This is a genomic window from Nocardia colli (genome assembly GCF_008704205.1).
GTDB lineage: Bacteria > Actinomycetota > Actinomycetes > Mycobacteriales > Mycobacteriaceae > Nocardia > Nocardia colli.
On record NZ_VXLC01000012.1, the window covers coordinates 185351 to 202199 of the forward strand.

18 protein-coding genes are annotated in these 16849 nt (G+C 68.1%); 9 read left to right on the plus strand and 9 right to left on the minus strand.

What is annotated here, in order from left to right; all coding sequences use genetic code 11:
• The first annotated feature begins 47 nt into the window (after positions 1–47).
• On the plus strand, positions 48–1598 hold the full coding sequence (locus F3087_RS23940) for an MFS transporter (RefSeq protein WP_150404264.1): 1551 nt from the start codon (positions 48–50) through the stop codon (positions 1596–1598).
• Entirely contained in the window at positions 1588–2211 is a 624-nt protein-coding gene (locus tag F3087_RS23945; protein WP_150404265.1) for a TetR family transcriptional regulator, read from the plus strand. The genes F3087_RS23940 and F3087_RS23945 overlap by 11 nt, the downstream gene beginning before the upstream one ends.
• Positions 2212–2234: 23 nt before the next feature.
• Here F3087_RS23945 and F3087_RS23950 read toward each other — a convergent pair whose 3' ends face one another.
• Positions 2235–3134, minus strand: coding sequence for a phenylalanine 4-monooxygenase (locus F3087_RS23950; protein ID WP_150404266.1), 900 nt, complete (start codon positions 3132–3134; stop codon positions 2235–2237).
• Between the two features lie 231 nt (positions 3135–3365).
• On the opposite strand from F3087_RS23950, the gene F3087_RS23955 reads away from it, so the two are divergent.
• Complete coding sequence (locus F3087_RS23955) at positions 3366–3569, plus strand: type II toxin-antitoxin system VapB family antitoxin (RefSeq protein ID WP_150404267.1); 204 nt, start codon at positions 3366–3368, stop codon at positions 3567–3569.
• 9 nt (positions 3570–3578) lie between these two features.
• Here the strand turns inward: F3087_RS23955 and F3087_RS23960 are convergent, their stop codons facing one another.
• Entirely contained in the window at positions 3579–5099 is a 1521-nt protein-coding gene (locus F3087_RS23960) for an alpha/beta hydrolase (protein WP_150404268.1), read from the minus strand.
• Between the two features lie 162 nt (positions 5100–5261).
• On the opposite strand from F3087_RS23960, the gene F3087_RS23965 reads away from it, so the two are divergent.
• Complete coding sequence (locus tag F3087_RS23965) at positions 5262–5942, plus strand: JAB domain-containing protein (RefSeq protein WP_150404269.1); 681 nt, start codon at positions 5262–5264, stop codon at positions 5940–5942.
• Between the two features lie 5 nt (positions 5943–5947).
• On the opposite strand, the gene F3087_RS23970 is transcribed toward F3087_RS23965, so the two are convergent.
• Positions 5948–7600 (minus strand): alkaline phosphatase D family protein, encoded by a 1653-nt coding sequence (locus F3087_RS23970; protein ID WP_150404270.1) that lies wholly within the window; start codon positions 7598–7600, stop codon positions 5948–5950.
• 174 nt (positions 7601–7774) lie between these two features.
• Between F3087_RS23970 and F3087_RS23975 the strand changes: the two genes are divergently transcribed.
• Complete coding sequence (locus F3087_RS23975; RefSeq protein WP_150404271.1) at positions 7775–8575, plus strand: LLM class flavin-dependent oxidoreductase; 801 nt, start codon at positions 7775–7777, stop codon at positions 8573–8575.
• A 189-nt stretch (positions 8576–8764) separates the two neighbouring features.
• On the opposite strand, the gene F3087_RS23980 is transcribed toward F3087_RS23975, so the two are convergent.
• Entirely contained in the window at positions 8765–9610 is an 846-nt protein-coding gene (locus tag F3087_RS23980; RefSeq protein WP_150404272.1) for a hypothetical protein, read from the minus strand.
• Between the two features lie 182 nt (positions 9611–9792).
• On the opposite strand from F3087_RS23980, the gene F3087_RS23985 reads away from it, so the two are divergent.
• Entirely contained in the window at positions 9793–10188 is a 396-nt protein-coding gene (locus F3087_RS23985) for a PPOX class F420-dependent oxidoreductase (protein ID WP_150404273.1), read from the plus strand.
• Between the two features lie 58 nt (positions 10189–10246).
• Complete coding sequence (locus F3087_RS23990) at positions 10247–12082, plus strand: hypothetical protein (RefSeq protein WP_223885291.1); 1836 nt, start codon at positions 10247–10249, stop codon at positions 12080–12082.
• Positions 12083–12157: 75 nt separating this feature from the next.
• On the opposite strand, the gene F3087_RS23995 is transcribed toward F3087_RS23990, so the two are convergent.
• From F3087_RS23995 to sdhC, 4 genes are all read right to left on the minus strand, one after another.
• A complete protein-coding gene (locus F3087_RS23995; protein ID WP_223885298.1) occupies positions 12158–12868 on the minus strand; it encodes a succinate dehydrogenase iron-sulfur subunit in 711 nt (236 codons plus the stop codon).
• Between the two features lie 101 nt (positions 12869–12969).
• On the minus strand, positions 12970–14736 hold the full coding sequence (gene sdhA, locus F3087_RS24000; protein WP_150404274.1) for a succinate dehydrogenase flavoprotein subunit: 1767 nt from the start codon (positions 14734–14736) through the stop codon (positions 12970–12972).
• 15 nt (positions 14737–14751) lie between these two features.
• Positions 14752–15183 (minus strand): succinate dehydrogenase hydrophobic membrane anchor subunit, encoded by a 432-nt coding sequence (locus F3087_RS24005; protein ID WP_150404275.1) that lies wholly within the window; start codon positions 15181–15183, stop codon positions 14752–14754.
• 1 nt (position 15184) lies between these two features.
• Entirely contained in the window at positions 15185–15583 is a 399-nt protein-coding gene (gene sdhC, locus F3087_RS24010; protein WP_150404276.1) for a succinate dehydrogenase, cytochrome b556 subunit, read from the minus strand.
• 277 nt (positions 15584–15860) lie between these two features.
• On the opposite strand from sdhC, the gene F3087_RS24015 reads away from it, so the two are divergent.
• Entirely contained in the window at positions 15861–16262 is a 402-nt protein-coding gene (locus tag F3087_RS24015; protein WP_150404277.1) for a cytidine deaminase, read from the plus strand.
• Positions 16263–16270: 8 nt separating this feature from the next.
• Here the strand turns inward: F3087_RS24015 and F3087_RS24020 are convergent, their stop codons facing one another.
• Positions 16271–16540 carry a hypothetical protein gene (locus F3087_RS24020; protein ID WP_150404278.1) on the minus strand — a complete coding sequence of 90 codons (270 nt, stop codon included), beginning with the start codon at positions 16538–16540 and terminating at the stop codon, positions 16271–16273.
• Between F3087_RS24020 and F3087_RS46700 the strand changes: the two genes are divergently transcribed.
• Positions 16530–16849, plus strand: a 320-nt coding sequence (locus F3087_RS46700; protein WP_223885292.1) for a hypothetical protein, incomplete at its 3' end; no start/stop codon positions are given. The genes F3087_RS24020 and F3087_RS46700 overlap by 11 nt on opposite strands.

Here is a 16849-nt window from a genome sequence, read left to right on the forward strand (position 1 = left end):
ATGAGAGCTACTATCAAAAAGTAGCTTCTATCACTTTCGGAGGGGTCATGAAAACAGACGCGACTCGGCGCTGGCTGGCGCTCGGCGCGCTGGCGCTGGCCATGCTGACCATCGGGCTCGACACCACGGTGCTGACCGTGGCGCTGCCCACGCTCGCCGTCGATCTGCACGCGAATACCGCTGCGCTGCAATGGTTCACCGGCGCGTACACGCTCGCGCTCGCCGCGCTGATGCTGCCCGCGGGTGCGCTCGGCGACCGCTACGGGCGCAAGAAATTCCTGCTCGGCGCGCTGCTGATCTTCGGCGCCGCGTCGCTGGCCTGCGCGTTCGCCACCTCGTCCGGCCAGCTCATCGCCGCACGGGTGGTGCTCGGCGTCGGCGCGGCGGCGATGATGCCGCTGTCCATGTCGGTGCTGCCGTCGCTGTTCCCCGAGCCCGCGCAACGGCAACGCGCGCTCACCATCTGGGTGACCTCGACCGCGCTCGGCCTGCCGCTGGGCCCGATCCTCGGCGGCTGGCTGCTGCGGAACTTCTGGTGGGGTTCGGTCTTCCTGATCAACGTGCCGATGGTGATCATCGGTGCGCTCGCGGTCTTCGCGCTGGTGCCGGAATCGCGCAGCGCGAACCAGCTTCGCGTCGACGTCCCCGGCGTGCTGCTCTCGGCGGCGGGCATGCTCGGTCTCACCTACGGCTTCATCCGGATCGGCGACCTCGGCTGGGGCAGTCTGTCGGCCTGGGCCATCGTCGTCGCCGGTGTGCTGCTGCTCGGCGCGTTCGTGCTCTGGCAGCGCAGGTCGGCGCATCCGCTGATCGATCTCGGGCTGTTCGAGAACACCGGATTCCGCTGGGGCACCGGGCTTTCCATCGTGGTCAACTTCGCCATGTTCGGCATGTTCTTCACCGTGCCGCAGTACTTCCAGGCGGTGCTCGGGGTGGACGCGCTGGGTAGCGGCCTGCGACTGCTGCCGCTGATCGGCGGGCTGATCGTCGGCAGCAGGCTGGGCGACAAGATCCTGCCGAAGCTGGGCACCCGATGGCTGCTCGCGCTCGGTTTCGCCCTGCTGGCCGGTGCGCTCGGACTGGGCGCGATGACCAGCGTGGACAGCGGATACGGCTTCACCGCGCTGTGGACGACCGTGCTCGGCGCCGGCATGGGTCTGGCGATGCCGACCGCGATGGGCCTGGCGATGGGCGAGCTCACCGCGGAACGGTCGGGTTCGGGTTCGGCGTTGATCCAGGCGCTGCGCCAAGCGGGCGGCACCATCGGCGTCGCGATTCTCGGCACGGTGCTGGCCACCCAGTACCGCTCGGACCTCGGCTCGCTGAACCGCGATCCGATCTCCGACGGCGTGAACGCGGGCGTCGCGGCGGCGCACCAGCTCGGCGACTCGGCGGTGCTGCACCAGGTGCAGAGCGCGTTCGTCGGCGGCATGGCCGCGATGCTGTGGGTCTGCGCTGGCCTGTGTGCGGTGGCCGCGATACTTGCCGCCGTCGCCATCCGGGCGAAGCGGCCCGCTGAGCTGGAGTCGGCGGATCTGGAGGTCGTCGGTGGCACCGTCCGGGCCGCCGATCAGTCAGAATCGACTCATGTCGGTTGAATTGTCCGGAGAAGAGCCTGCGGTGCACGGCCTGCGTGAGCGGAAGAAGGAGCGGACCCGCCGGACGATTCGCGAAGAAGCGTTCCGGCTGTTCCGCGAGCAGGGATACAGCGATACCACGGTCGAGCAGATCGCGGCCGCCGCCGAGGTGTCGCCGAGCACCTTCTTCCGCTACTTCCCGACCAAGGAGCAGCTGGTGCTCGCCGACGACATGGACCCGTTGCTGATCGCGGCGGTCCGGGCGCAGCCACCGGACATCGCGCCGCTGACCGCACTGCGGAACGCGATCGCGGAGGTGTTCACCACGCTGCCCGCGTCGGCGCTGGCCTTCGAGCAGGAACGTCAGGCGCTGGTCTATCACGTGCCCGAGCTGCGCTCGGCCATCGGCCGGGAAATGGAACGCAACATCGAGATGGTCGCCGCCATGATGGCCGAACGCGTCGGCGGCACCGCCCGCGACTTCGATATCCGGGTCCTCGCCGGCGCGTTGACCGGCGCGGGTCTGGCCATCGCGCGAGTGACGCCGACCAATCTCGAAAACATCGGCCGGATGCTGGATCTGCTGGAAGCCGGGTTGCCGCTCGGCCGGGAGCGGACCGGCGAGCAGGACTGAACACCCTGCCCGCCGTGTGAAAGCTACTGTGCCCCAGCCGGACTCGAATGCCGCAGCCGGTCCGGGGTCTCGTCGTCCATCGAGGCGAAGAAGCCGCCGACCACGTCCTCGATCTCGGCGACCGACTCGGCGCAGTACAGGATCGGCTGGTAGTGGGTGATGTCGTAGACCGCGGTGCCCATCGCGGCGACGTCGAGCGGGCGCAGGTCGGCCGCGCGGAACTCCTCGATCTCGCCGTAGGAGGACAGCAATCCCGCACCGTAACAACGGACTTCGCCCGCCTCCCGGACCACGCCGAACTCCATCGAGAACCAGAAGACGTTCGCGAGGAACTTCAGCGCCGGCTCGGTCTCCAGCCGGCCGACCGCCGCGCCGACCGCCTCGTAGATGGCGGCGAAGCGGGGGCTGGCGATCTGGTTGGCGTGGCCGATGATCTCGTGGATGGCGTCCGGCTCAGGGGTGTACAGCGGCGCCGAGTGATGCCGGATGTACTGGGTGGAGTGGAAGGTCCGGTCCGCGAACGAGCCGAAGAACTGGCGCAGCGGCACCAGCCCGGCGGCCGGTGCGTAGCGGAATCCGCTCAGCGGCACCAGCGCCGACGAGACCTCGTTCAACTGCGGAATGTGGTCCTCGGGCAGGGCGAGCCGGGCCGCGGCCGACAGCACCTCGGCGCAGGCGTAGGTCTGGTGCTTGCGCGCCAGCTCGGCCGACGCGATCCGCCAGACCTGCTGTTCCTCGGCGGTGTAATCGATCTGCGGAACCGGTTTACCCGGTGCGTAATCGAGCGCGAGCGCGGCGATGGCATTGCGACGGGCCCGGTAGTCCGCGTCGTGCACGCCGGGGTGCTCGTCGCTGAGGTGGACGGTCACATCGCCGTCGCCGGACCGGGTCACCGGTGAGTACAGCTGCGCTTCGGTGAACATACGTCGATGCAAGCACCGCTCGAGCCTGCCGACAACAAAAGCCCTCGCAGCTTGGCAAACTGTCTAGCTGACTGTCCTTTGCTGTGCAATTACCGGCATCCGGCGACGGATTCCGGCGACGAGCTGACCAGTGCCCGCCGACCGCCGCCGTGAATTCGCCGACTCTGTCCCGATTTGCCGGACATGAGCGAGCGCGATGGCGCAAAATGGCGAATGTACTTAGGAGGACGCATGAAATCCGTGCGGATCGATCTCGACCAGAAGTTGCTCGCCGCCGCGGCCGCCGTGATGGGCACCTCGACGAGCAATGCCACGATCAACGAGGCACTGCGCCGGATCGTCGTGCACGAGCGTCAGCTGCGTCATCTCGAAAAGCTGGCCGCCAACTCCTTGTTCGCGTTGCCCGCGCCGGAGGTGGTCGTCGTCGACGGGTAGCTCGGCGGCTCACGATTTCGCGCACCGCAGGCCGTCGGCCGGCGGGGTCAGATCGATCAGGTACTTCACCACCGGTTCGTCGACGCAGGCGATGCCCTCGAAGGCCGCGCCGTGCTGGGTGCCCTCGTAGGTGATCAATGCCGCGCCAAGGGTTTTGGCGAGGGTGACGCCGCCGGGGTACGGCGTCGCCGGATCCCCGGTCGCCGCGACGACCACCACCTTCGGCAGTCCGGTCACCTTGGGCACGTGCGGCTGCGCGGTCGGCGGGACCGGCCAGAACGCACAGGCATCCAGCGGCGCCTTGTTGTCGGCGTCGCCGAGGCCGTCGTCGAAAGCCGGAGCGGCGCTACGGGATCGGCGGACGATGTCGGCCGCCACCGCGCGGTCGGTCACCCGGATCTCCTCCAGGCAGAGCACCGCGCGGTGCACGTCGTCGGAGGAGGCGTCCGCGTAGGCGCCCGCTTCGCTGAGCAGCGCCTCACTGCGGCCCTTGGCCAGGTCGGTCAAACCCTTGGTCAGGTCCGGCCAGGACGAGGGATGGTAGAGCGAGGCGATGGTCGCGGTGGTGACGGCGCTGTAGTCGAGCCCGTGGACCGGGCGTCGGATCAACGGGTTGACCAGCGCGCGGTAGTTCTCGTTCGCCTTCTTCGGATCGGTGCCGAGCGGGCAGTCCGGCGATTTGGCGCAGTCGGCGGCGTAGGCGTCGAAGGCCTGCTGGAACCCGGCGGCGGTGATCACCTCGTCGCCGATGTTCGTGGTGGGGTCGACGGGGGCATCGAGGACCATCGCGCGCACCCGCTCCGGAAACAGCTCGGCGTAGGTCGAGCCGAGGCGGGTGCCGTAGGACCCGCCGAAGTAGGTCAGCTTCTGCTCACCGAGCGCGGCCCGGACCACGTCCATGTCGCGGGCGACGTCGACGGTGCCGACGTGCTGGAGCAGCGTCAGCCCGGTGCGGCGCGCACACGAGTTGGCGTAGTCCTCGTTCTCCTCCTCGATCTGGTCGATCTCGGCGAGCGGGTCGGTCCGGCCGAGCACCCGCTGACCCGTCGCGTACTCGGCGGCCGAGCGGCAGCTGACCCGCGGGGTCGAGGCGCCGAGCCCGCGCACGTCCATCCCGATCACGTCGAGATGCTCGGCCACCGGCGACTTTGCCAGCGCCCGTGGCAAACTCAGCCCCGGCGCGCCGGGGCCGCCGGGGTTGGTCAGCAGCGACGCCACCCGGGTGCCGGTGGCGCGCAGCCGGGAGATGGCGATCCGGGCGGTGTCGCCGTCGGGTTTGCCGTAGTCGATCGGCACCGTCACCCGCGCGCATTCGATCCCGGCCGCGCCGAGGTCCGCGCCGCCCGGATAGTCCGAGCACGCACCCCAGACCAGAGTCTGCTGGTAGTACCGATCGAGGGTCGGGATCGGCGGCGCCACGGCGTCCTTGTCGCTGGTGCACGCCGTCATCAGCAGCGTGAGTGCGGCGAACACCGCGGGTAGCAGAGCGACGCGCCTAGGTGCCGCGGTTGCCTCGCGCGGTTTGAACATTCAGCTGCCCCTGTACTCGATCGACGCTCTCAGTGTGCCCGACCCGCGCCGATTCGCAATCGGCAGGATCGGACAACTCGGGCGGCCCCGCGGCCGCGGGCAACATGTCGGTAGGGCCTGGCACACTCCGTGACACTGTCGCCGTGACCAAGGGGTGGAACGATGCCGGTTTCGCTTATCGATGTACCCGTCGAGCAACGACCGCGCGAGCGGCTGCTCGCGCTCGGCCCGCAAGCGCTCAGCGATGTCGAATTGCTGGCCTTGCTGCTACGGCACGGCAGGCCCGGCGCCAGCGCGCTCGACCTCGCGGTGGAGCTACTCGTCGAACACGGCGGGCTGGCCGGATTGGCGGCGGCCCGGCCCGAGGAGTTGTCCCGCCGGGCCGGCGTCGGGGTGGCGAAGGCGGCGGCCCTGATCGCCGCGTTCCACCTCGGTTCCCGGGCCCGCGGCGACACCGGCACCCCCGTGCGCCTCGGCGCCGCGTCGGATGTCGCCGCCGCGGCCCGGCCGCTGTTCACCGGCGCCCGGGTCGAGCGGCTGCTGGTGCTGGTGTGCGACGCGCAGAATCAGTTGCGGCGCAAGGTGTTCGTCGCCGAGGGCGCGGTCGATCAGGTCGCGGTCCCGATCCGCGAAATCCTGAACACCGTGCTGCGCAACGACGGTCGCGCCTTCGCCGTCGTGCACAACCACCCCTCCGGCGACCCGACCCCGAGCCTGGACGACCGCCGCGCCACCACCCTGCTCGCCGAGGCCGCCCGCACCGTCGGCTTGCGCTTCCTCGATCACGTGGTGATCGCGGGCGAAACCTGGTCCAGCGCACCGCCCAGCACCAGCCACTATTGATCCGGCTAGCGCGGGCTGTCGCCGGTCGGGCCCGCGGTGGCGCTGGGGCCGGGTCCGTCGGCTGGTTTGTCGGGTTGGGTGGCCGGCGTGGCGCCCGGGATCCCGTCCTGCACAACGAAACTGGCGCGCGTGTGGATGGGAGCGCCGGGGCGGCGGATGTAGGGGAGGACGCGGAAGTCGTTGCGTAACAGGGTGTGGTCCAGTTCGACGCGGACGTAGCCGCGTTGGGCGTTGAAGAATTTTAGGTCGGGGTTGGCGGCGAGCAGGTTGCGGCCGGAGTCGGTCGTGTCCGCGCCGTCGCCCGCGCTGGAGATCGAGGTGCCGATGAATTCCGCTGCTACGACCGGGGATTCGGGGTCGGCGAAGTCGCGGCGCAGGTCGCCGGCGAGGTTCTGGTGGCGGTCGCCGGTGATCACGACGAGGTTGGGCACGTCCCGGTCGGCGGCCGCGCCGAGCACGGCGTTGCGGTCGGCGACGTAGCCGTCCCAGGAGTCGGTGCCGACGGCGAGGACCGGGCCCGCGTCCTGGTCGGACTGGCCCATCGATACCTGGTTGCCGAGGATCTGCCAGCGGGCCTGGGAGTTGGCGAACCCGTCGATCAGCCAATCGCGTTGCCGCGCACCCAATATCGTGCGATCGGGGTCGAGCCGGGCGGCGCAGTCGATGACCGTGTTGCCGTCGCCGCAGGCCTGCTTGTCGCGGTACTGCCTGGTGTCGAGCATGGTGATCTCGGCCAGGTCGCCGAAGGCGTAGCGGCGGTGCAGGTGAATGTTCGGCCCGGACGGCAGCTGCGCGATCCGCAGCGGCTGGTGCTCGTACATCGCCTGGAAGGCGGCGGCTTTGCGGCGGCGGAAGAGCGCGGGGATGCGGTAGATGTCGAACCCGAGCCCGGGCGAGTTGCCCGCCCAGTTGTTGTCGATCTCGTGATCGTCCATGGTGACCAGCCAGGGAAAGGCGGCGTGCGCGTCTTGCAGCGGCTGCTCGGCCTTGGCCTGTGCGTAGCGGAGTCGATAGCCGGCGAGGTCGACGGCCTCGGTACGGAACTGGGGCTCCTCCACGACGCCCTTGCGGCCCTGCGTCCAGCTGCGTTCGTAGATGTAATCACCCAGGTGCACAACGAGATCCAGGTCCTCGGCACTCATGTGCTGATAGGCGGTGTAGTAGCCGGAACTCCACGATTGACAGGAGGCGAACGCGAATCGCATCCGCGCGGTAGGCCGCCCGGGCAGCGGAGCCGTGCGGGTCCGGCCGACCGGGGACAGCACCGATCCGGCGCGGAATCGATAGAAGTACCAGCGATCCGGGTCCAGTCCGCTGACCTCCGGGTGCACGCTGTGCGCCAGCTCGCGCGTCGCGACCGCCGACCCGCGGGTCACCACCTGCCGGAAGTTCTCGTCATGCGCGACTTCGTATTCCACGGTTACCGGGCGTAACGGCATGCCGCCGAGGCCATCCGGCGCGAACGGGTCCGGCGCCAGCCGGGTCCACAGCACCACCCCGTCCGCGGTCGGGTCGCCGGACGCGACGCCGAGGCTGAACGGATCGTCGGACCACCGCGGCACCCGGAACTGCCCGCTGCTCGCCGTCGCCGCCCCCACCAGCACCGCAGCGGAACCAGCGCCGCCGAATCTCAGCAATTGCCGACGAGACAGACCCATACGTCAGGGTATATCGACCGGCGAGCCGGGACCGGTGGTCTGCGCATCTCCGATCAGTACATGCGTTGAGCGTTTGCGACATCTTCGTGAGCGAACAGGAGATTGGAACGCTCGCCGCGTACCCGTAGCGTTGCTGTCGAGCAGCCGATAGCGAGTGATTGGACCGAAATGACCATGGAGATAGGCGTTATCCTGCCGACCTCGACCCCCGATCCCGAGCAGCCGATCCTGGGCGATGTGCGGGCAAGCGCCCGATTCGCCGAAGAGCTCGGGCTCGATTCGATCTGGTCCACCGATCACCTGATCGCGACCGCGCCGATGCTGGACAGCACCGTCACGCTGGCCACCGCCGCCGCGGTGACCGACCGGATCGGCATCGGCTACAACGTGCTGTTGCTGGCCCTGCGCCCGGTCGCCTGGGCGGCCAAGCAGATCAGCACGCTGCAAACGCTGTCCGGCAATCGGCTCGTCGTCGGTGTCGGCACCGGGAATCCGGCACATGGCGACATCGGATGGCGGGCGGCCGGCACCTCGTTCGAGGGTCGTGGCCGGCGCACCGACGAGGCGTTGCGGGTGCTGCCCGGTCTCGTCACCGGACAGCCGACGACGTTGGCCGATGGGCTCGAGGTGACCCTGGCTCCCGGTTCGTCGATGCCGCCGATCCTGGTCGGGGGCAACAGCACTCGTGCGCGGCGCCGGGCCGCCACCTACGCCGACGGGTGGATCACCATCCAATCCGATCCGGAGCAACTGGCCAAGGACATCGCGGAGCTTCAGGAGTTCGCCGCTGAGCGCGAACGTGCACCTCTTTCGGTCACTGTGCTGGCGGTCGGTTTGTCGTCGGACGTCGGCGAGGCCGCCGCGCAGGTGTCCGCTTATGCGGCGCAAGGTGTTTCGCGAGTGGTCACCCTGCCGACGGACGCGGATTGGCGGCGCGGCTATGAGTTCGCCGCGAAAGTTCGCGCGGCGCTGTAGATCCGGTATCGAGAAGGTCGCCTGCATCTTTCGATGGGGCGGCCCTTCGCGACCAGGCAGTCGCGCTGCATGTCGCCGCGGTCCGCCTGGAGGCAGAGTTCGACGGTGTCATCGACGACGACGCGGCGTCGAGCGGTGCCATACGCGGTGGGCGCATTACCTCGAAGTGAGGCAGATCCGCATCATTGATCAGCGGGTCGGCGGTCCCAGCTTCAGCGTGTGGTATCCCGGATCGGCCGACTCACTGTTCGCGTCTTTGCTCTTCGTGCTGGTGTCGGTGCTGTCGGCTTTGCCGGTGCGGGTGGTTTCCTCGCCCGCGACCGGTGACGCCGCGCTCAGCGACGCCATTCCCGCACTGCCGGTTGCTATTCCGGCGGCGACACCGGCGCCGAGCGCGACGCCGAAGGGGACCGCGGCGACGCTGCCGCTGCCGAGCATCGCACTGCCGGTGCCCGCCAATGCGGCGAAGGGTGCGGCGGCGGCTCCCGCGCCGGCGAGGCTGGCACTGCCGGTGCCCGCGGCGGCGCTGCCCGCGCCGAGCATCGCCAGCGGGGTGCCGAGGCCGCCGGTCGCGACGCTGCCCGATGCTCCGGCGGCGGCGCTGCCGGTGCCGAGGAACGCGGCTCCCGTGCCGAGGACAACGCCGAGCGGCGCGAGTGCGGCGCTGCCGGTGCCGGCCGCCGCGCTGCCGGTGCCGAGGAACGCCGCCCAGGGTGCGGCGGCGACGCTGCCGGTGCCCAGCAGTGCGCTGCCGGTGCCGATCAGTCCGGCCAGGCCGAGGCCGAAGGCCGCGCCGCCCATGCCGAGCGGGCCCGCGGTATCGACGAGGCCCGGGTAGAGCAAGGTGTTGAGCACGGTGCGGTGCGGACCGGCCGGGCCGCGGGGATTCGTCGTGACGACGGCCGAGGCCACCTGTGCGGTCGCGCAATTGTGGTGTGGGGCGACGCCGGTCGGCGCCGATGCCGTCGCGGCCGCGGCGATCAGGGCCGGGCAGGTCAGCACGGTCGCGGCGATGGCCGTTCGGAACACGTACATGGGGTTAGCGCCTTCCTCTCGAGCCGCGCGCGACGGAGTGTCGTGGCGCGGCCGACGATGTGTGCGGCAACCTGGAGAGCATGTCCAAGATCAACTTACCGGCAACGCTCCGGTATTGATGGCAATTGGCTATCGCTGAATCCGCAGGCCGGATTTCCGGCGCGCCCATTACTGTCCAGCGCATGGGAATCACGCTCAGCCAAGCCACCATCGCTCTGCTCGACGCCAAGAACTACGCGGTGCTCGCCACGATCAACGCCGACGGCAGTCCGCAGACCTCGGCGATGTGGGTGCTCAGGGACGGTGATGACCTGCTGTTCTCCACCCTGGAGGGTCGGCTCAAGCACCGGAACATGCTGCGCGACCCGCGGGTCAGCGTGACCGTGATCGACTCCGCCGACGGCGAGAGTTACGTCGAGTTGCGCGGCAAGGCGACCATCGTCCACGACGTCGATCTCGAGGTCGGGCACCGACTGTCGTGGAAGTACGACGGCAAGGAGCACGCGCTGCCCGCCGAAGGTCAGGTTCGGGTGGCGGTCCGGGTCGAGGTGGAGAAGGTGACCGGGTACGCGGCTTGACCGTTCCGGTGCGGCGTCGTATCTGGGCGCAGCCGGGTCGCCACTAGGGTGGCTCGGCATGGACACCGCTGCGATCGCACCGTCGACGGCCGTGTCCACTCCGCGTCCGAGCGCGGTCTCGGCGCGCGTCCGACACCGTCTCGGGCTGTCGCCGGTCGTCCTCGCGGCAGTGTGCTTGATCGCGCTGCAACTGGCGCTGCGCGGCTGGGTGGCGGGTAGCGGATTCTTCTACTGGGACGATCTGATCCTCGTCGGCCGGGCAGGCCGGTATCCGCTGTTCTCCGCGGATCTGCTGCTGCACGATCACGACGGGCATTTCATGCCGCTCGCCTTCGCCTCCGCCTGGGTGACCACGAAAATTGCGCCGCTGGTGTGGGCGGTGCCGGCGGTCTCGTTGCTGGTGGGTCAGCTCGCGGTGTCGTTGTCGGTGCTGCGCATGTTGCGCGTGCTGCTCGGCGACCGGTGGGCACTGCTCATTCCGCTGACGTTCTTTCTGTTCTCGCCGGTGACGCTGCCTGCGTTCGCCTGGTGGTCGGCCGCGTTGAACGCGCTGCCTTTGCAATTCGCGCTCGCCTGGGTGATCGGCGACGCGTTGCTTCTGGTGCGCACCGGACGGCAGCGCTACGTGTTGTCCGGGATGGTCGTGCTCGCGGTAGCGCTGTTGTTCTTCGAGAAATCGGTGATCATCCCGTTCGTCGCGTTCGCTGTCGCGGTGCTCGCGCAATACGTCGACGGGCGGGAATCCGCCGTTCTGGTGGTGGCGCGGCGTGGTGTGCGGTTGTGGGTGGGGTCGGGACTGGTGCTGCTCTGCTGGCTGGCGGCCTATCTGGCGGTGGTCGGTTTCGCCGGGGTGCACAACAACCCGCAGGGCATGCGTGACTGGTTGCCCAACGCGACCTCGCTCGGGGTGGTGCCCGCATTGGTCGGCGGGCCGTGGCGGTGGGAGCGCTGGTTGCCTGCCGCACCGTGGGCCGACCCGCCCGGCGCGGCGGTGGTCGTCGCCTGGATCCTGTTGATTTCGGTTGTGGCACTGTCGATTTACGCGCGGCGTCGAGTGTGGCCGATGTGGGTGCTCGCCGTCGCCTACGTGCTGGTGATGCAACTGCCGGTGGCGCTGGTGCGTGGCGGGCCGAACACCGCGGCCGAACTCATGCAGTCGCTGCGCTACTTCGCCGATCTCGGCGTGACCTTGTCCGTCGTGGGTGCGTTGATCCTGCGGGCGAGTCCGCGAAAGATACCGAGTTCGTTGCTCGGCCGCCGCATCGCGATACCGGTGCTGGCGCTGTTCGTCGTGAGCAGCCTGTTCTCCACGTACACCTTCGTCCGCTCGTGGAGCCCGAGTCCGACCAAAACCTATCTCGCGAACGTGAAACCGGCCCTAGACCATTGGGGCGGCGCGCCACTACTGGAGCAGGAGGTCCCCTGGGACGTCCTGAACCCGCTGGCCTACCCGCAAAACCTGACCCCTCAGGTCCTCGCCCCGATCGCGGCACCGGGCACCTTCGCCGACTCGACCCCGCACCTGCGCATGATCACCGACACCGGCACGATCGTCGAAGCCCAGGTCTGGTGGAACCGGCGCATCCTCCCTGGCCCAGACCCCAACTGCGGCTACCGAATCCAACCCCCCGACCCGCTCCTGATCCCCCTCGACGGCCCCATGCTCGACCACGAATGGACCGCCCAGCTCAACTACCTGGCCAGCAGCGACGGCCAACTGTCCGTCGCCATGGAACACGGCAAATCCGTCACCGTCCCCGTCCACAAGGGCCTCAGCACAGTCTTCGTCCGCATAGTAGGCAGCGGCACCACCCTCCGAATCACCTCCCGCACACCAGGACTCACCCTCTGCCTGGGCTCCGGCCCGGTTGGCGTCGCCTCCTACGACAACTAGCCGGGCTCCATACCCCGCGAACGACGAAGGCCGCCTTCATCTTTCGATGGAGGCGGCCTTCGGGTGCCGGGGAGGTCAGCGGGCGAAGAGCAGGGCGCGCTTGACTTCCTGGATGGCCTTGGTGACTTCGATGCCGCGGGGGCAGGCGTCGGTGCAGTTGAAGGTGGTGCGGCAGCGCCAGACGCCCTCGACGTCGTTGAGGATGTCGAGACGCTCGCGGGCGCCTTCGTCGCGGCTGTCGAAGATGAAGCGGTGCGCGTTCACGATCGCGGCCGGGCCGAAGTAGCTGCCGTCGCTCCAGTACACGGGGCAGGAGGTGGTGCAGCAGGCGCACAGGATGCACTTGGTGGTGTCGTCGAAGCGCGCCCGGTCGGCCTGGCTCTGGATGCGCTCGCGGGTCGGCTCGTTACCCGAGGTCATCAGGTAGGGCTTCACCGCGCGGAACGCGTCGAAGAACGGCTCCATGTTCACCACGAGGTCCTTCTCCACGGGCAGGCCGCGGATCGGCTCGACGGTGATCGTGAGGGACTTGTCGCCCTTGGGCAGCATGTCCTTCATCAGCACCTTGCAGGCCAGCCGGTTAACCCCGTTGATCCGCATGGCGTCGGAACCACACACCCCGTGCGCACAGGAGCGCCGGAAGGTGAGCGTGCCGTCCAGGTAGGACTTGATGTAGATGAGCACGTTGAGGAAACGGTCCGTGGTCAGGACCGGCACCTGGAACGACTCCCAGTGCGCGCCCTTGTCGTCCTCCGGGTTGAACCGGGCGACCTTGACCGTGACCATCACCGAGCCCTCGGGGATGGGTGCGGGCTTGGCCGGGGGTGTCTCGAGTACGCCGGGGGACGGTGAGGCGGCGGAGCCGCCGGGGTGGGTATGCACAGTCATCAGTACTTACGCTCCATCGGCTCGTAACGGGTCTGCACCACCGGCTTGAAGTCGAGGCGGATATCCGAGATGAGATCCGGGCTCTCCTTGTAGGCCATCGTGTGCCGCATGAAGTTCACGTCGTCGCGGTCCGGGTAGTCCTCGCGGGCGTGGCCGCCGCGCGATTCCTTGCGGTTGAGCGCCCCGACGACGGTGACTTCGGCCAGCTCGAGCAGGAAGCCGAGCTCGACGGCCTCGAGCAGGTCGCTGTTGTAGCGCTTGCCCTTGTCCTGCACCGTGATCCGGCTGTAGCGCTCCTTGAGCACGTGGATATCGGTGAGGGCTTGCTTGAGGGTGTCCTCGGTGCGGAACACGGCGGCATTCATGTCCATCGTGTACTGCAGCTCGGTGCGGATGTCGGCCACCCGCTCGTTGCCGTGGTCGGACAGGATCAGCGCCAGCCAGTCCTGCACCATCTGCGCCGGGTTCTCCGGCATCTCCACGAACTCGGTGCGGTGCGCGTACTCCGCGGCGGCGATGCCGGCCCGCCGCCCGAACACGTTGATGTCCAGCAGCGAGTTGGTGCCGAGGCGGTTGGAGCCGTGCACCGAGACGCACGCGCATTCGCCCGCGGCGTAGAGGCCGGGCACCACGTCGGTGTTGTTGCGCAGCACCTCGCCGCGGATCTTGGTGGGGATGCCGCCCATCACGTAGTGACAGGTCGGCATGACCGGGACCAGCTCGGTCACTGGGTCGACACCGAGGTAGGTGCGGGCGAATTCGGTGATGTCGGGCAGCTTCTCCTCGAGCACGTCCGCGCCGAGGTGGGTCACGTCGATGTAGACGTAGTCCTTGTTCGGTCCGGCGCCGCGGCCCTCGAGCACCTCGAGCACCATCGAACGGGCGACGATGTCGCGCGGCGCGAGGTCCTTGATGGTCGGCGCGTAGCGCTCCATGAACCGCTCGCCGCTGGCGTTGCGCAGGATGCCGCCCTCACCGCGGACGGCCTCCGAGATCAGGATGCCGAGCCCGGCCAGGCCTGTCGGATGGAACTGGTGGAACTCCATGTCCTCCAGCGGCAGACCCTTGCGGAACACGATCGCCATGCCGTCACCGGTCAGCGTGTGCGCGTTCGAGGTGGTCTTGTACATCCGGCCCGAGCCGCCGGTGGCGAACACGATCGACTTCGCGTGGAAGACGTGGATGTCGCCGGTGGCCAGCTCGTACGCGACCACGCCGGTCGCGACCTGGCCGCGGTCGGTCTCGGTCATCACCAGGTCGAGCACGTAGAACTCGTTGTAGAACTCCACGTCGTGCTTGACGCAGTTCTGGTAGAGCGTCTGCAGGATCATGTGACCGGTGCGGTCGGCGGCGTAACACGCGCGGCGCACCGGCGCTTTGCCGTGGTCGCGGGTGTGCCCGCCGAAGCGGCGCTGGTCGATCTTGCCCTCGGGCGTCCGGTTGAACGGCAGGCCCATCTTCTCCAGGTCCATCACCGCGTCGATGGCCTCCTTGGCCATGATCTCCGCGGCATCCTGGTCGACCAGGTAGTCGCCACCCTTGACGGTGTCGAAGGTGTGCCATTCCCAGTTGTCTTCTTCGACGTTCGCCAGCGCGGCGCACATGCCGCCCTGCGCCGCGCCGGTGTGGCTGCGGGTCGGGTACAGCTTGGTCAGCACGGCGGTACGCGCCCGGGGCCCGGCCTCGATCGCCGCGCGCATGCCGGCGCCACCGGCGCCGACGATCACGACATCGTAGCGATGCTCCTGAATCCGCGAGTCACTCATCGAGTTGACCTGTTCCTAACTGATGTTGGGGTCGAAGGTGAAAATGACGTAGGTGCCGACGGCCAGGATCAGGATCATCGAGATGGCCAGCAGCGTGTTCAGCCAGAACCGGGTCGAGTCCTTGCGGGAGTAGTCCGCGATGACCGTGCGCAGGCCGTTGCCGCCGTGCAGCTGGGCCAGCCAGAGCATGCTCAGGTCCCACAGCTGCCAGAACGGGCTGGCCCAGCGGCCGGCCACGAAGCCGAAGTTGAGCCGCTTCACGCCGCCGTCGAGCAGCAGCATGATCGACATGTGGCCGAGGACCAGCACGATCAGCAGCAGGCCGGAGGCGCGCATGAACAGCCACGCGTACTTCTCGAAGTTGCTGTTCGCGCGCATGCGCGGCGAACGCGGGTTGTCCAGGCTCGCGGGCCGGTCGTAGGACTTACCAAGAACAGGTGCAGTCATCTCAGTGCTCCGTGAACAGGTAGAAGAACTGGCGCCCGATCGCGGGTACGGCCAGCAGGAACCAGATCGCGAGAATGATCCACAGCATCAGGCGCTGGTACTTCGGGCCCTTGGACCAGAAGTCGACCAGGATGACCCGGACGCCGTTGAGCGCGTGGAAAAGCACGCAGACGACGAGGCCCATTTCCATCAGCGCGACGATGGGGCTCTTGTAGGTCTCGATCGCCCGGTTGTAGGTATCCGGGCTGACCCGGACGAGCGCGGTGTCCAAGACGTGCACGAAGAGGAAGAAGAAAATGGTGACACCGGTGATCCGGTGCAGCGCCCAGGACCACATCCCGGGGTCGCCTCGGTACAGCGTCTTCCGCTTCGGCTGGGCCGGAGCTTCTATCGTGGTCATAGAGTGCGGTGCCTCCAACGTCGTTGATGGACCCGGTTCATTGATCCGAGGCCGGCTGCGTTGGGCGCAAATGCCCAGGTGGCTGCGCTGCGGCCCGCTGCCGGGAACCTGAACCGATCTGTTCTGGACTCTAATCCTCTAGGTTTGCCGGAACTAATTCGGCGTGCCGTGCGTTGCGCTACAGTCTGGCGGGTTAGGTTTACCTTTCTTGATACGTGAAGGGTTCCTTCGAGGGTCCCGCGCGGCCAGTTCCGGCCTGTTCCAGAAGAGGTTCCCGATGTCGCAAATCGACTGGAAATCCCTGCACGACAACGCGATTCAAGTTATGCGGAATGCCTATGCGCCGTACTCGCGGTTTCCGGTCGGCGCGGCAGCGCTCAGCGCCGACGGCCGAATTGTGCGCGGGTGCAATGTGGAAAATGTCTCATACGGTTTGGGCCTGTGCGCCGAATGTGTACTCGTCGGTAACTTGCATTCCGATGGTGGCGGTCGCTTGGTGGCCATCTCGGTCACCGATTCTCGCGGCGAAATCCTGATGCCCTGCGGCCGCTGCCGCCAACTCCTCTACGAACACGGCGGGCCCGACCTGTTGGTCGATCACAAGGACGGACCCGTCCCGCTCAGTGCCTTGCTGCCGGATGCCTTCGGCCCGGACGACTTAGGCGCCGGACAGATCTGACCGACCGCTCACAGCTCCGCTTCGAGCGCCGCGTCGATCTCGGCCTCGGTCGCACGGGCGGCCGGCGGGAACTCGATCGGCGCGATCGCCAGCCGTTCCATGATCAGGGCGAAAGCCCGGCTCGCGCTGTCGGTCCAGTCGATCAGCCGACCGGTCTCGATCCTGGAGCCGACGCTAGCCCGGGTGAGCTTGTAGAGCGACTCACCGTGCGTGTCCTCGATATCGGTGACCCGCGTTTCGAGCCTGCTGATGCGGTGGTCGATGTGGATGGATGTCATCGTCGGCCCCTCAGCAGTCTTCTTCGAGAACGGCGTCGATCTCGGCCGCTGTGGCGACAGTGGTTTTGGCGATCTCGGCCGGTGGAACGCCCAGGCGTTCCATGAGCAATGCGAAGCTTCGTCCGGTTACGATCTCGAGCCCGGCGACTCGTCGTGTCAGCGTCAGGTGCGTCTCGCCGTAGTGCTCTTCGATGTCGGTGACTCGCGTTTCGAGCCTGCTGATGCGGTGGTCGATGTGGATGGATGTCATTGCTGCCCCCTAGCCCCTCGAACGATTGATGCGGAGAGGCTATCGAACGCCACCGACAA